The 13,969-nt window shown below is 69.1% G+C and carries 13 protein-coding genes; 12 read left to right on the top strand and 1 reads right to left on the bottom strand.

Annotation, left to right across the window (positions count from 1 at the left end; genetic code table 11):
* Window positions 1-25: 25 nt before the first annotated feature.
* Window positions 26-1,558: a bifunctional uroporphyrinogen-III C-methyltransferase/uroporphyrinogen-III synthase gene (locus ABFX51_RS28970; RefSeq protein ID WP_091516277.1), complete on the top strand. Its 1,533-nt coding sequence runs from the start codon at window positions 26-28 to the stop codon at window positions 1,556-1,558.
* Between the two features lie 62 nt (window positions 1,559-1,620).
* Here the strand turns inward: ABFX51_RS28970 and ABFX51_RS28965 are convergent, their stop codons facing one another.
* The gene (locus tag ABFX51_RS28965) at window positions 1,621-4,425 is read right to left on the bottom strand and encodes a family 78 glycoside hydrolase catalytic domain (protein ID WP_487046923.1); all 2,805 of its coding nucleotides are present in this window, start codon (window positions 4,423-4,425) and stop codon (window positions 1,621-1,623) included.
* 177 nt (window positions 4,426-4,602) lie between these two features.
* On the opposite strand from ABFX51_RS28965, the gene hemB reads away from it, so the two are divergent.
* The 11 genes from hemB to ABFX51_RS28910 are packed head-to-tail and all read left to right on the top strand — an operon-like array spanning window position 4,603 to window position 13,827.
* Window positions 4,603-5,574: a porphobilinogen synthase gene (hemB, locus tag ABFX51_RS28960; protein WP_091516281.1), complete on the top strand. Its 972-nt coding sequence runs from the start codon at window positions 4,603-4,605 to the stop codon at window positions 5,572-5,574.
* Between the two features lie 9 nt (window positions 5,575-5,583).
* Window positions 5,584-6,099 carry a hypothetical protein gene (locus ABFX51_RS28955; RefSeq protein ID WP_245783415.1) on the top strand — a complete coding sequence of 172 codons (516 nt, stop codon included), beginning with the start codon at window positions 5,584-5,586 and terminating at the stop codon, window positions 6,097-6,099.
* Window positions 6,096-6,515 carry a DUF3093 family protein gene (locus ABFX51_RS28950; RefSeq protein WP_346055546.1) on the top strand — a complete coding sequence of 140 codons (420 nt, stop codon included), beginning with the start codon at window positions 6,096-6,098 and terminating at the stop codon, window positions 6,513-6,515. The genes ABFX51_RS28955 and ABFX51_RS28950 overlap by 4 nt, the downstream gene beginning before the upstream one ends.
* Window positions 6,516-6,528: 13 nt before the next feature.
* Window positions 6,529-6,849 (top strand): hypothetical protein, encoded by a 321-nt coding sequence (locus ABFX51_RS28945; protein WP_143250011.1) that lies wholly within the window; start codon window positions 6,529-6,531, stop codon window positions 6,847-6,849.
* Between the two features lie 11 nt (window positions 6,850-6,860).
* Complete coding sequence (hemL, locus tag ABFX51_RS28940) at window positions 6,861-8,162, top strand: glutamate-1-semialdehyde 2,1-aminomutase (RefSeq protein WP_346055545.1); 1,302 nt, start codon at window positions 6,861-6,863, stop codon at window positions 8,160-8,162.
* Window positions 8,159-8,785: a histidine phosphatase family protein gene (locus ABFX51_RS28935; RefSeq protein ID WP_091516289.1), complete on the top strand. Its 627-nt coding sequence runs from the start codon at window positions 8,159-8,161 to the stop codon at window positions 8,783-8,785. Before hemL ends, ABFX51_RS28935 begins: the two co-directional genes overlap by 4 nt.
* Window positions 8,782-9,354, top strand: a complete 573-nt coding sequence (locus ABFX51_RS28930) for a TlpA disulfide reductase family protein (protein WP_091516292.1) — start codon at window positions 8,782-8,784, stop codon at window positions 9,352-9,354. Before ABFX51_RS28935 ends, ABFX51_RS28930 begins: the two co-directional genes overlap by 4 nt.
* Before the next feature lie 48 nt (window positions 9,355-9,402).
* Complete coding sequence (locus ABFX51_RS28925; protein ID WP_091516293.1) at window positions 9,403-10,176, top strand: cytochrome c biogenesis CcdA family protein; 774 nt, start codon at window positions 9,403-9,405, stop codon at window positions 10,174-10,176.
* The gene (resB, locus tag ABFX51_RS28920; protein WP_091516296.1) at window positions 10,173-11,780 is read left to right on the top strand and encodes a cytochrome c biogenesis protein ResB; all 1,608 of its coding nucleotides are present in this window, start codon (window positions 10,173-10,175) and stop codon (window positions 11,778-11,780) included. The genes ABFX51_RS28925 and resB overlap by 4 nt, the downstream gene beginning before the upstream one ends.
* 2 nt (window positions 11,781-11,782) lie before the next feature.
* A complete protein-coding gene (ccsB, locus tag ABFX51_RS28915) occupies window positions 11,783-12,754 on the top strand; it encodes a c-type cytochrome biogenesis protein CcsB (RefSeq protein ID WP_091516299.1) in 972 nt (323 codons plus the stop codon).
* On the top strand, window positions 12,754-13,827 hold the full coding sequence (locus ABFX51_RS28910; protein ID WP_091516301.1) for a MinD/ParA family ATP-binding protein: 1,074 nt from the start codon (window positions 12,754-12,756) through the stop codon (window positions 13,825-13,827). The genes ccsB and ABFX51_RS28910 overlap by 1 nt, the downstream gene beginning before the upstream one ends.
* Window positions 13,828-13,969: the final 142 nt, after the last annotated feature.

Below are 13,969 nucleotides of genomic sequence, written 5' to 3'. Positions count from 1 at the left end.
AATTCGTACTGGAGAAAGAAAGCTGATGACCCCCGCGCGGAACACCGCTGGGCGCGTCGCGTTCGTGGGCTCGGGCCCCGGCGACGCCGGATTGCTGACCGTTCGTGCCCAGGAACTGCTGGCCAAGGCCGAGGTCGTGGTGACCGACCCCGACGTGCCCGCCGGTGTGCTCGCCGCGGCCAGCGCGGACGCCGAGGTGCGTCCCGCTGTCGGGGAGCCCGCCGAGGTGGCGAAGGACCTCGCCGGAGAGGCGAAGGCGGGGCGGCTCGTGCTGCGCCTCGTCGCCGGTGACCCGCTGACGCTGGCCGCCGGTGTGGCCGAGGTGCAGGCGGTGGCCAAGACGAGCGCCGTGTTCGAGGTCGTGCCGGGTGTGTCGCCCGGGGTCGCGGTGCCCGCGTACGCGGGGATCGCGCTGGGCGGCAGCCACGCCGAGGTCGACGTCCGCGGCGAGGTCGACTGGGCGGGGCTGGCGCGCACGCCGGGCCCGATCGTGCTGCACGCGACATCGGCCCACCTGGCCGAGGCCGCGGGCGCGCTGGTCGAGCACGGGCTGCCCTCGCAGACCCCCGTCGCGGTGACGTCGAACGGCACCATCAACACGCAGCGCACGCTGGACAGCACGCTCGCCACGCTGGCGCAGGACGCCGGTGAGCTGGTCGGCCCGCTCGTCGTGACCGTCGGTGAGGTCGCGGGGCAGCGGTCGAAGCTGTCGTGGTGGGAGTCGCGGGCGCTGTACGGCTGGAAGGTGCTGGTGCCGCGGACGAAGGAGCAGGCCGGCGAGATGGCCGAGCGGCTCCGCCAGCACGGTGCCACGTCGCACGAGGTGCCCACGATCTCGGTGGAGCCGCCGCGGAGCCCGGCGCAGATGGAGCGCTCGGTGAAGGGGCTCGTGGACGGCCGGTACCAGTGGATCGTGTTCACGTCGGCGAACGCGGTGCGCGCGGTGTGGGAGAAGTTCGAGGAGTTCGGGCTGGACGCCAGGGCGTTCTCGGGTGTGAAGATCGCCTGCGTCGGTGAGGCCACGGCCGACCGCGTGCGGGCGTTCGGGATCAACCCGGAGCTGATCCCGAAGGGCGAGCAGTCCAGCGAGGGTCTGCTGGCGGAGTTCCCGCCGTACGACGATGTGCTGGACCCGGTGAACCGGGTGCTGCTGCCGCGGGCCGACATCGCGACGGAGACACTGTCGGCGGGCCTGGTGGAGCGCGGCTGGGAGGTCGACGACGTGACGGCCTACCGCACGGTGCGCGCCGCCCCGCCGCCCGCGGAGACCCGCGAGATGATCAAGACGGGCGGTTTCGACGCGGTGTGCTTCACGTCGTCGTCGACGGTCCGGAACCTGGTCGGTATCGCGGGGAAGCCGCACACCCGGACGCTCGTGGCGTGCATCGGCCCGAAGACGGCGGAGACGGCGGTGGAGTTCGGCCTGCGCGTGGACGTCCAGCCGGAGAAGGCGGACATCCCCAGCCTGGTCGACGCACTGGCCGCCCACGCGGCGAAGCTGCGGGCGGAGGGTGCGTTGCCGCCGCCGAGGAAGGCGAAGCGGACGCGCCGTTCGTGAGGTCGTGACGGAAGGGGGCTCCCGGCCTGGTGCCGGGAGCCCCCTTTCGTTTGGGTGTCGAATCAATCCATCATGGGCTCTACGTTGCGATTTGAACGAACTCTGGCCGAAACCCTCGCTTGCGGAGTTTTGGGCTCAGGCACCGCATGTGCTTCCTCCCTGATCCGCCAGATCAACTCCTCTGCTGGGAATTCCAGATAGCGCGTGAGCTGCCGGGCGAAAGTCGCGGGATCGTCTCCCAGACCCTCTGCGGCGAAGCGTGCGATCGTGTCGGCCCACAGATCCGGATCGTCGATCACGTCGCGTATCGTGCGAACTGGGCGTTGGGGCTCTGGCGGAACCCGGACAGTCCACCGGTAGCTGCCGTGACCGACTGAAGCCCGGGAACCATCTGGTAGCTCGACCGTAGCGCGGCTTCCAACCGGCACTACTGCGTGCAAGTAAAAACGCCCGTTGTTACAGCTCCAAGATACGGATATCTCGCCGAAGGGCGTGTGGCGCACTGCCTTCGCGCTAGTCAAGTCCCGGTGGGGGATTGGTTTGACGGTGAACTCCCGGTAGCCCGGTGCGGTCGGCGTGATACCTGCGACTGTCCGATGTACCCAGTCCGTCACCGCGCCCAGTGCGTACAGATTGAATGACGTGTACTTGTTGGGGTTGAGACTTCCGTCGGGACGAATCGCATCCCACCGCTCCCAGGACGCGGTGGCTCCCATCGTTACAGGGTACAACCACGAGGGGCAACCCTTTTCGAGCATCAAGCGGTAGGCGAGATCGGGACGGCCTGCTGTGCAGAGAGCGTCCGTTATCAACGGAGTGCCGATGAAGCCGGTGGAGATGCGGAATCCGCTGGAACGGACCAAGTCGGCCAGCCTTGCGCCTGCCCTTTCTCGCTGGTGCGCCGTGGGTAGCAGCTTCCACTCGAGGGCGAGTGCGTAAACCGTTGGCACATCCGATAACACTCGTCCAGCCGGGGTCACGTAATGACGTGCGAACGCGGTGCGGGTTTCGTCGGCCAGCTTCAAATATTTCGTCACGTCTTCGTCATGTCCGAGCAATCGTGCGGCTTCCGCCATGATGTCGGCGGACCGAATGAGGTAGGCGGTTGCGATGACATCTGGGTTGGCCCTGACGTCGTACGGGGCGTCTGGAGGAGCAGTCGGATCAAGCCAATCGCCGAACTGAAATCCTCCGGCCCACACTCCGTCTGTGGTCAGCGATGCTGCCCTGTCCACCCAAGACCGCATGCTTTCATACTGTCGTCGGAGAACATCCAGGTCGCCGTAACGCTGGTAGAGCACCCAGGGGATGATTGTTGCCGCGTCACTCCAACCGGCAGCCGCCGACACGGTGACTCCGCCAACATCGGGGACGATGTAGGGAACGAGACCGTCTGGATACTGCTCGGCGGCTAGATCGGTCAACCAGGACGAGAGAAACCCCGCAACATCGAGAATCGAGGCGGCGGCGGGTGAGAAGATTTGTATGTCTCCGGTCCACCCGAGTCGCTCACTGCGATGGGCGCAGTCGGTGGGAACATGAAGCAGGTTGCTCCGGGCCGACCAGACCACGTTCTCGTGGAACTTGGTCAAGTCGGGATCCGAGCACTCGAACCACCCCGTGCGGCGAAGATCTGATCCGACGACCACAGCTTGAACGTCTTCGATGGAGAGATCGTCGATTCCGGTGATTTCCGCGTAACGGAAACCATGGTAGGTAAAGTTCGGTTCCAAGTGTGAGATACCGTCTGGAAGTATGTAGGTGTCCGTGGCTTCCGCTGTGACGAGGAACCGTGTAGCCAGTTCGCCGTGTTCCAGTATTTCGGCGTGCCGGACCGTAACCTGCTGCCCTTCCACGCCGTCCACGCTGATCCGTACCCAGCCGGCGATGTTCTGTCCGAAGTCGACCAGTGTCTTGCCGGAGGGTGACCGCCAGACGCGCCTCGCGGGAAGGTATTCGGTCGCCCGGACTGGAGGTCCCTCGGGAGCGACCAGACGTCCGAGATCTTCTTCCAGGACCTCGACGGGGTGGGCATCTTCCGAGCGCTTGCGCAGATCCATTCGCTGACCGTCGTACAGATCGTTCGCGAGGACGTTGCTGTTGCGCGCCGACCAATCGTGACCGGTCGAGAAGCTCTCCTTCGAGCCGTCCGAATAGGTCACCTCGAGTTGAGCGAGTAGGGCCAGACGGTCGCCGTAGACGGCACGCCAGCTGATTCGCCCGCGGTACCAACCGTTACCGAGCAGAACGTCGAGTTCGTTCTGGCCCTCATGCAGGAGATGGGTCACATCATAGGTTTGATACTGCAGGCGATGTTGATAGGCGGTCCAGCCGGGCGCGAGGAGTTCGTCGCCTGCCGGCATGCCGTTGATCGTCGCGTGGTAGAGGCCATGGGCGGTTATATACAAACGCGCGTTAGTGACGTCCGAGCGCAATGAGAATGTCTGCGCGAGGATTGGGGCAGGGTCCTCCCAGCGGCCGATGCCGACCGGCGAGATGAAGCGTGCCGTCCAGTCCTCCGGCTTCAGCAGCGCCACCTCGACGGTTGCGGGCTCGCTCCACGTCGACCACTTTTCGCCCGACGCTACGCGAACCCGCACGGCTACCCGCTCACGCGACCGCAGTGGTTCGAACGGCCAAGGGACGAGGATCTGCTCGTCCGACTCAACTCGAACGCTCTTGCCTTCGGCTTCGATCTCGTACGCGGTCTGTGACCAAGCCGGGTCATCGGTCGTCACCTGCCAAGACAGGCGGGGAGTGGGTGTGCCTATCCCCAGGGCCAAGTCGCGGTGTTCGAACCGGACCGGGCTCACGGAGGTGCCCCTCGTCGGTGCGGCAGGAGGGTTGACTACTTCTCGCACGATCATGAAGTCTCCAGCTCGCTGCGGCGATACTTGAAATAGAAAAACCATACAGTGAAACTCGAAGCCGAGGAAGTATCGCCGTCGGGACTGTTGGACGAATGGCGAGGCGACTCACGCAGCAGCGGCAGCCATTGCGGTCGGCTGAGCGGTCATCAACCACCCCGGAGTACCGTCGTAACCGTGTTTCCCGAGCATCGTCCCCGCCGGTTGCGTACCACTCCCGCCATGCGGCGGCTCGTCAGTGAGACCACGCTCCGGCCGCGCCAGTTGATCCTGCCGCTCTTCGTCGCCGAGGGGATTGACCAGCCGCGGCCCATCGCGAGCATGCCGGGCGTCGTGCAGCACACGCGTGACACGCTGCGCAAGGCCGCCGTCGACGCGGTGCGGGCCGGGGTCGGCGGCCTGATGCTCTTCGGCATCCCCGCCACCCGGGATGCCGTCGGCTCCGGGGCCATCGACGAGAACGGCATCCTCAACGTCGCGCTGCGGGACCTGCGCAGCGAGCTCGGCGACGACACCGTCCTGATGGCCGACACGTGCCTCGACGAGTTCACCGACCACGGTCACTGCGGCGTGCTCGACGCCGACGGCAACGTCGACAACGACGCCACCCTCAAGTTGTACGCGGAGATGGGCGTCGCGCAGGCCCAGGCCGGTGCGCACATGCTCGGGCCCAGCGGGATGATGGACGGCCAGGTCGGCGTGATCCGCCAGGCCCTGGACGACGCCGGCCTCACCAACACCGGCATCCTCGCCTACTCGGCCAAGTACGCCAGCGCCTTCTACGGCCCCTTCCGCGAGGCCGTCGACTCGCAGCTCAAGGGTGACCGCAAGACCTACCAGCAGGACCCGGGCAACGCCCGCGAAGCGCTGCGCGAGATCGAGCTGGACGTCGCCGAGGGCGCGGACGCCGTCATGATCAAGCCGGCGCTGTCGTACCTCGACATCCTGCGCGCGGCCGCCGAGGGCTCGCCCGTGCCGGTCGCGGCCTACAACATCTCCGGCGAGTACGCGATGGTCGAGGCGGCCGCGGCGAACGGCTGGCTCGACCGCGAGCGCACGATCCTCGAGGTGCTCACGTCGATCCGCCGCGCCGGTGCCGACATGATCCTCACGTACTGGGCCACCGAAGCCGCCGCCTGGCTGGACTAGTCTGTCCGCGTGACCGAATCGGACGACGAGCGCCGGGCCAAGGGGCTGCCACCCGCGCCCCTGCTGCCCGGCGACGAGCCCGTGCCCGTGGACCCGCCGAAGCCGGTCAAGGCGTCGTTCTGGCTGTGGGTCTCGTCCGCGGTCGTGTTCGTCATCGGGTACGCGGTGATCTTCTTCGCCCGCGGCAGGTTCATGGACGACATCGTCAAGGCGAACCGGAACCCCGCCGTGAGCGCCGAGCAGATCCGCTCCGGCACCACGGTGCTCCTCGCCGTGCTGCTGGTCGGCGCGATCTCCTTCGCGGTCCTCTACACGCTCTTCGCGTACAAGGCCCGGCAGGGGACCCGCTCCGCGCGCACGGTGCTCACCGTCCTGATGGCGGTCACCGTCGTCTTCCAGCTGGTCCAGCCGTTCGCGAACGTCATCACGCTGCTCGCGACGCTCCTCGGCCTCATCGCGCTCCTCCTGATGTACCTGCCGCAGTCCAACCCGTACTTCCCGAAGGTCAACCGCAGGGCCCCGTGAGCGAGCCGCGGTACGTCGAACACGGGGCGAGGTGGACGGCCCTGCTCTACGGTCCCCTGTTCGCCCTGCTGGGGTACCTCGCCGAACTCGCCACCGGCACGACGCACGCGATCGCGTGGGTGCTCGTCGGGCTGGGGCTCGCCGTGATCACCGCGCCCTGGGTGCACGCGCGCCGCCGCTTCCTCACCGTCAAGGTCACCGACACCGAGCTCTGGCAGGGGCGCGAATCCCTGCCACTGGCCGACATCGCCGAGGTCGACGACGTCGGCGCCCCGGCCGGGGCGCGCGTGCTGGGCGGCGGCTGGAGCACCCCGCGCAAGTACGACGAGCTGCCCATCCGCCTCACCGACGGCACCGTCGTCCTCGCCTGGGCGCGGGACGCGCGAGCACTGCGTGCCGCGCTCGGCCGGGCGTGAGAGTCTGGCTCCCGTGAACACTCAGCCGAAGCTGCACCAGCCGCGGCGGGCCCTGGTCGCGGTGGTCGAGGTGGTGCTGGCTGCCGTCGCCGTCTGGGCGGCCTTCCCCGTGTGGCACCACGGCGTGAAGACGCTCACGGTGCACCTGTCCGACGGTGTGGTCCTCACCTCGACCCGCCTGCTCGGCAGCTGGGTGGCGGGTGCGATCGGCCTCGGCCTCGTCGCCGCGCTGCTGCTCGTCGACGCCGTCCGCGAGGTGCTGCTCGCCACCCGCGCCAAGCACCGCGAACCGAAGCCCGAAGGGCGGTTCGCGGGCACGCTCGACGAGGTGTGAGACTGGCAGTCGTGACGCACGGAGTCGATCAGTCCAAGGCATGGTTCGCACGCGCATCGGCCGCGACACCGGGTGGCGTGAACTCGCCGGTGCGCGCGTTCAACTCGGTCGGCGGCACGCCGCGGTTCATGGTCAAGGGCGAGGGCGCGTACCTGTGGGACGTCGACGGGAACCGCTACGTCGACCTCGTGTCCTCGTGGGGGCCGATGATCCTCGGCCACGCGCACCCCGCGGTCGTGGAGGCCGCGCGGAAGGCCGCGACCGGTGGCCTGTCCTTCGGCACCCCGACCACCGGTGAGGTCGAGCTCGCGGAGGAGATCATCTCCCGCGTCGACCCGGTGCACCAGGTGCGGCTCGTCAACTCGGGCACCGAGGCGACGATGAGCGCCATCCGGCTCGCCAGGGGCTTCACCGGGCGCAGCAAGATCATCAAGTTCGCCGGCTGCTACCACGGGCACGTGGACGCGCTGCTCGCGCAGGCCGGGTCGGGCGTCGCGACGCTGGGCCTGCCGACGTCCCCCGGCGTCACCGGCGCGCAGGCCGCCGACACGATCGTCCTGCCCTACAACGACCTCGGCGCCGTGCGGAAGTCCTTCGAGGACAACCCCGGCGAGATCGCGGCGATCATCACCGAGGCCGCGGCGGGCAACATGGGCGCGGTCGCCCCGGTCGACGACTTCAACGCGGGCCTGCTCGAACTCGCCCACGCCCACGGCGCGCTGCTGATCATGGACGAGGTCATGACCGGCTTCCGCGTCTCGCGCTCCGGCTGGTTCGGCCTGGAGGCCGTGCCCGGTGACCTGTACACCTTCGGCAAGGTCATGTCCGGCGGGCTGCCCGCGGCGGCGTTCGGTGGCCGCTCGGACGTGATGAGCAAGCTCGCCCCCGGCGGCCCCGTCTACCAGGCCGGCACGCTCTCCGGGAACCCCGTCGCGGTCGCGGCGGGCCTGGCGACGCTGCGTGCGGCGGACGACGACGTGTACCGCGCCCTCGACGCGAACTCGCAGCGCCTGGGCGCCCTGTTCACCGAAGCGCTCAACGCGGCGGGGGTCGCGCATCACGTCGCGTACGCGGGAAACCTGCTCAGTGTGTTCTTCACCGAGGAACCGGTGCGCAACTACCACGATGCGACCAGCGCCGAGACCTGGCGTTTCCCGCCGTTCTTCCACGCCCTGCTCGAACGCGGCGTGTACGGACCGCCGAGCCCGTACGAGGCGTGGTTCGTGAACGCGGCGATGGACGACGCCGCGTTCGAGGTCATCGAAGCCGCGCTGCCCGCCGCAGCCGCCGCGGCGGCGGAGGCGGGCCGGTGACGACCGTCGTCCACCTGCTCCGGCACGGCGAAGTGCACAACCCGGACAACATCCTGTACGGCCGCCTGCCCGGGTTCCGGTTGTCCGAGCGCGGGCAGCGGCAGGCGCTCACGGTCGCGGAAGCCTTGGCAGGCCACGACATCACGCACGTCGTCGCGTCGCCGCTGCAGCGTGCGCAGGAGACCGGCGCGCCCATCGCCGCCGCGCACCGGCTGGACGTGCACACCGACGAGCGGCTCATCGAGGCCGGGAACCAGTTCGAGGGCAAGCGGGTCGCCGTCGGTGACGGGGCCCTGCGCAACCCGCGGCACTGGCCGATCCTGCGCAACCCGTTCGTCCCGTCCTGGGGCGAGCCGTACCTGCACATCGCGCGCCGGATGCTCGGCGCGGTGTACCGGGCCCGCGCGGCGGCGGAGGGGCACGAGGCGTTGTGCGTCTCACACCAGCTGCCGATCTGGACGCTCCGCCGGTACCTCGAAGCGAAGCCGCTGTGGCACGACCCGCGTCGCCGCCAGTGCTCTCTCGCGTCGCTGACCAGCCTCGTCTTCGACGGTGAAGAGCTGGTGGACATCGTGTACAGCGAACCGGCCGGCGCCACCGACCCGAAGGTCACCGGCGCATGAAACGGCTGTTCGTGGGATTGCTCACGCTCGCGCTGCTGGCCGGTTGCTCCACGGGCAAGGACGCGGTGTCCCAGGGCGACACGTTCGAGTTCGTCGCTCCCGGTGGCAAGACGGACATCGTCTACGACGTCGGCGACCGCAAGCACGTGCCGAACCTCTCCGGCGACGACCTGATGAACGAGGGCAAGCAGCTCTCGCTCGCCGACTTCACCGGCAAGGTCGTGGTGGTCAACATCTGGGGCCAGTGGTGCGCGCCGTGCCGCACGGAGTCGCCCGAGATGGAGAAGCTCTACCAGGCCAACCAGGCCAAGGGCGTGCAGGTGCTGGGCTACGACGTGCGCGACTACGACCGCTCCGCGCCGCAGGACTTCATGCGTGACCGCGGCCTGACGTACCCGTCGCTCTACGATCCGGCCGGGCGCGGGCTGCTGAAGCTGTCCGGCTACCCGCTGAACGCCGTGCCGTCGACCATCGTGATCGACAAGCAACAGCGCGTCGCCGCCGTCTACCTGCGCACTCTGCTCGCGAGCGACCTCCAGCCCCTCGTGCAGCAGCTGGCCGCGGAGTAGCCCGGCCCCGAAGAGTTCACACCGAACTCACTGCTTACTCTCAGCAGGGTGAACTCCGTGACCGAGCTGGCGACCTCCGGGCCGCTGCTCCTCGCCGCCGGAGTCGCCCTCGTCGCCGGCGCGATCTCGTTCGCCTCGCCGTGCGTCGTCCCGCTCGTGCCCGGGTACCTCGCATACCTCGCCGCGCTCGTCGGCGCGGACGCACCCGCCGTCACCGCGGACGAGGAGCGCAAGAAGGGCCGGTACGCCGTCGTCGGCGCGGCCGCGTTGTTCGTCCTCGGGTTCACCGTTGTGTTCGTCGCCGGGCTCGGCACGCTGGTCTGGCTGGCCGACGCGGTGCTCGGCAACCAGGAGCTGCTGCAGCGGATCGGCGGCGTCGTGACGATCGCCATGGGCCTGGTGTTCCTGGGCCTGATCCCCGCGCTGCAGAAGGACATCCGCTCGCACCGGGTCCCGCGCGGCGGCCTGCTCGGGGCGCCGCTGCTGGGTGCGGTGTTCGGCCTGGGCTGGACGCCGTGCATCGGCCCGACGCTGTCCGGCGTGCTCGCCATCGCGACCGCGAGCGGCAGCACGGGCGCACGCGGGTTCCTGCTGGTCCTCGTCTACTGCCTCGGCCTCGGCCTGCCGTTCCTGCTGATCGCGTTCGGCGCCCGGTGGGCCGTCCGCGCCACGGACTGGCTGCGCCGCAATGGCCGCCGCGTGCAGCTGTTCGGCGGCGGGCTGCTGCTGGTCGTCGGGGTCCTGCTGGTCACCGGGCTGTGGGGTGAGCTGGTGAGCTGGCTGCGCGACGCCTTCGTCACGGACACGGTGCTTCCGCTGTGACCGCCACCGAGGCCCGGCCGACGCCGCAGTACCGCCCGACGCCCGCGAAGCGGGTGCTGGGCTTCCTGCGCAACACCTGGCGCGGCCTGACCGCGATGCGCACCGCGCTGATCCTGCTGTTCCTGCTCGCGCTGGCCGCCATGCCGGGCGCGTTGTTGCCGCAGCGCTCGCTCAACCCGACCAAGACCAGCCAGTACATCACCGCCCACGGCTGGTGGGGCACCCTGCTGGACCGGCTCCAGTTCTTCGACGTCTACTCCAGCGTCTGGTTCTCGGCGATCTACCTGCTGCTCATGGTGTCGCTCGTCGGCTGCCTGACGCCCCGCAGCTTCGAGTACGTGAAGCAGATGCGCGCGAAGCCGGTGCTGACGCCGCGGAACCTCGCGCGCATGCCGCACTTCCGCGAGGCCACCGTCGAGCGCTCGATCGACGACGTGCTGGCCGGGGCGCGGACGCGGTTCCGCGGCTGGCGCACCGACGAGCGCGAGGAGGCCGACGGCGCCCGCAGCATCAGCGCCGAGCGCGGGTACCTGCGGGAGACCGGCAACCTGGTCTTCCACTTCGCGATGCTCGGGCTGATCGTCGCGCTGGCGCTGGGCAAGATGTACACCTACGAAGGCCAGGTGATCGTCCAGGCGACCGGCGGCACGGACTCGCAGTTCTGCAACTCCGGCATCTACGCCTACGACTCGTTCAACCCCGGCCTGCGGGTCGACGGCACCGACCTGGAACCGTTCTGCATCAAGGTGAACGACTTCACCGCGCAGTACACCGAGTCGGGCGAGCCGATCCACTACTCGTCGAACATCGAGTACCAGTCGGGCGGCGACCTCACGACCGGCACCTGGCGGCCGTACCTGCTGGAGGTCAACTCGCCGCTGCGCACCGCGGGTGACCGCGTCTACCTGCTCAACCACGGGTACTCGCCGCAGTTCACCGTCACCTACCCGGACGGCGAGGTGCGCAAGCAGGCGATCCAGTGGGTGCCCGAGGACACCAAGACGTTCCTGTCCCAGGGTGCGGTCAAGTTCGACCCGCCCGGCGTCACCGACGCGGCGGAGCGCCGGAAGCGGCAGCTCGCGATCACCGGCGTCTTCGCGCCGACGTCCTTCGTCCACGGCGGGGTGCTCACCTCGACCGCGCCCGTGCTGAACAACCCGATGGTGGCGGTCGACGTCCTGCGGGGCGACCTCGGCCTCGACTCCGGGCAGACCCAGTCGATCTTCAGCGTCGACCAGTCCATGATCGACGACGGCAGGCTCCAGCGGGTCGCCCGCCAGAACCTCGCCGTCGGGCAGTCGATCACCCTCGACGACGGTACGAAGATCAGCTTCGACGGGGTCCAGCAGTGGGTCGCGCTGCAGGTCTCCCACGACCCGACGCAGGTGTACGTGCTGGTCTTCGCGGTCGCGATGCTGCTCGGCCTGGGTGGTTCGCTGCTGGTCAAGCGGCGGCGGGTGTGGCTGCGGGTCCGGCCTGCGGATGGGGACGGAAACGGTACCGTTGTCCAGGTGGGCGGACTCGCCCGCACCGACCAGGCGGGCTACGGCGAGGAGTTCACCCGGCTAGCGGATGAGCTGCTCACTGGCGGAAAGAGGAAGTAGAAGTGCCTGTCAACGAGACGTTGTCCCAGTACAGCGACTGGTCCTACACCACCGCGACCGCGATCTACGTCCTGGCGCTGGTCTTCTTCCTCATCGAACAGTCCTTCGGCGCCAAGGGCCGCCGCGCGGCCGAGCGCACCAAGACCCGGCAGCTCGTCGGCGCCGGCGCCCCGGTCTCCGGGACGACCGCCGACGTGCCCGAGCCGCCCGCGCCCCGCGGCCGCGCCGAGCGGATCGGCCGGATGGGTGCCTCGCTGACCGTGCTGGGCGTGCTGCTGCACTTCGCCGCCCTGCTCCTGCGCGGCCTCGCGACGCACCGCGTGCCGTGGGGCAACATGTACGAATACATCATGGCGGTGACGTTCATCGCCGTGGTGACGTGGCTGTGGGCGATCCGCAAGTTCCCGGTGCGCCACCTGTCCGGCTTCATGCTGCTGCCGATCGTGATCCTGATGTTCATCGGCGGCACGATGCTGTACACCGTCGCGGCCCCGGTGGTGCCCGCGCTGCAGTCGTACTGGCTCGTCATCCACGTGTCCGCCGCGGCGACGTCGTCGGGCATCTTCCTGGTGCCGGGCGTGGCGAGCGTCCTCTACCTGGTCCGCAACGCCTACGACCGCAACCCGCGCCGCTTCGCGCGGTTCGGCCCGAAGCTGCCCGCCGCGGACGTGCTGGACCGCGTCGCGTACCGCACCACGGTGTTCGCGTTCCCGCTGTTCACCTTCGGCGTGCTGTGCGGGGCGGTCTGGGCCGAGTCGGCGTGGGGTCGGTTCTGGGGCTGGGACCCCAAGGAGACCACCGCGTTCGTCGCCTGGGTGGTCTACGCCGCGTACCTGCACTCGCGGGCCACGGCCGGCTGGCGCGGCACCCGCGCGGCGGTGATCAACACGCTGGGCTTCGCGGTCACCGTGTTCAACCTGTTCTTCGTCAACCTGGTCACGACGGGCTTGCATTCCTACGCCGGGGTCGGCTGATGACGGATCCTCGCGAGTTCTCCGAGGAGCGCACGGACTCCACGGCCCATCCGGGACGGCAGCCGCAGCTGCCGCCGTTCCCGCCGGGCTACGACCCGAACCTGCCGCCCCTGCAGCCGAACTCGCCGTATCCGCCGCTGCCCCAGCCGTCCCGGCCCCGGCCGGAGATGTCCAGTCACGTCGTGCGGCCGCCCAAGCGCCCGCCCCGGTCCGGCTGGCGCAAGGCGGTGTACGTCGGCAGCGGGAAGCTGATCAACCCGGGGGAGAGCCCGGCGGAGCGGCGGCAGCGGGAGCTGGTGGCGCGCGTCAACCAGCCGCTGCGGGGCTGCTTCCGGATCGCGATGATGAGCCTCAAGGGCGGCGTCGGCAAGACCACGATCACCACCACGCTGGGCGCGACGTTCGCGTCCCTGCGCGGGGACCGCGTGATCGCCGTGGACGCCAACCCGGACCGCGGCACGCTGTCGCAGAAGATCCCGATCGAGACCACCGCGACCGTGCGGCACCTGCTGCGGGACGCCGACAAGATCACCCGGTACAGCGACGTGCGGGCGTACACGTCGCAGGGTGAATCGCGGCTGGAGATCCTCGCGAGCGAGCAGGACCCGGCGGTGTCGGAGGCGTTCTCCGAGACCGACTACCTGCGGGTCGTGAGCCTGCTGGAGCACTACTACAACATCGTGCTGACCGACTGCGGCACGGGCTTGATGCACTCCGCGATGAAGGGCGTGCTGGACTCGGCGGACGCACTGGTCGTGGTGTCGACGGGCTCGGTGGACGGCGCCACGAGCGCCTCGGCGACGATCGACTGGCTGGAGGCGCACGGCTACGGGGACCTGGTGAAACGGTCCATCGTGGCGATCAACTCGGTGCGCCCGAAGGCGGGCTCGGTGGACCTCGACAAGCTCGCCGCGCACTTCGGGGCGCGGGCGCGGTCGGTGTGCCGGATCCCGTTCGACCCGCACCTCGAAGAAGGCGCCGAGATCGAACTCGAGCGCCTGCAGCCGGCGACCCGGCTGGCACTGCTGGAACTGGCCGCCGCGATGGCGGACGCGTTCCCGCTGAAGGGCTAGTTCTTGCGGGTCGTGACGTTGGTGACGCGGGTGAGGGCCTGAGGTGAGGGGACGGGTCTTTCGGCGGCAGGATGAGAAGTACCACTAACTCGTCCGTCACGACTGAAAGACCCGTCCATGCTCCACCGTAATGCCCCGCTGT

The organism is Amycolatopsis dongchuanensis (genome assembly GCF_039542405.1).
Classification (GTDB): Bacteria; Actinomycetota; Actinomycetes; order Mycobacteriales; family Pseudonocardiaceae; genus Amycolatopsis_E; species Amycolatopsis_E sacchari.
Note: the sequence above shows the minus strand (reverse complement) of the source record. Positions and strands in the feature narration are given on the sequence as shown.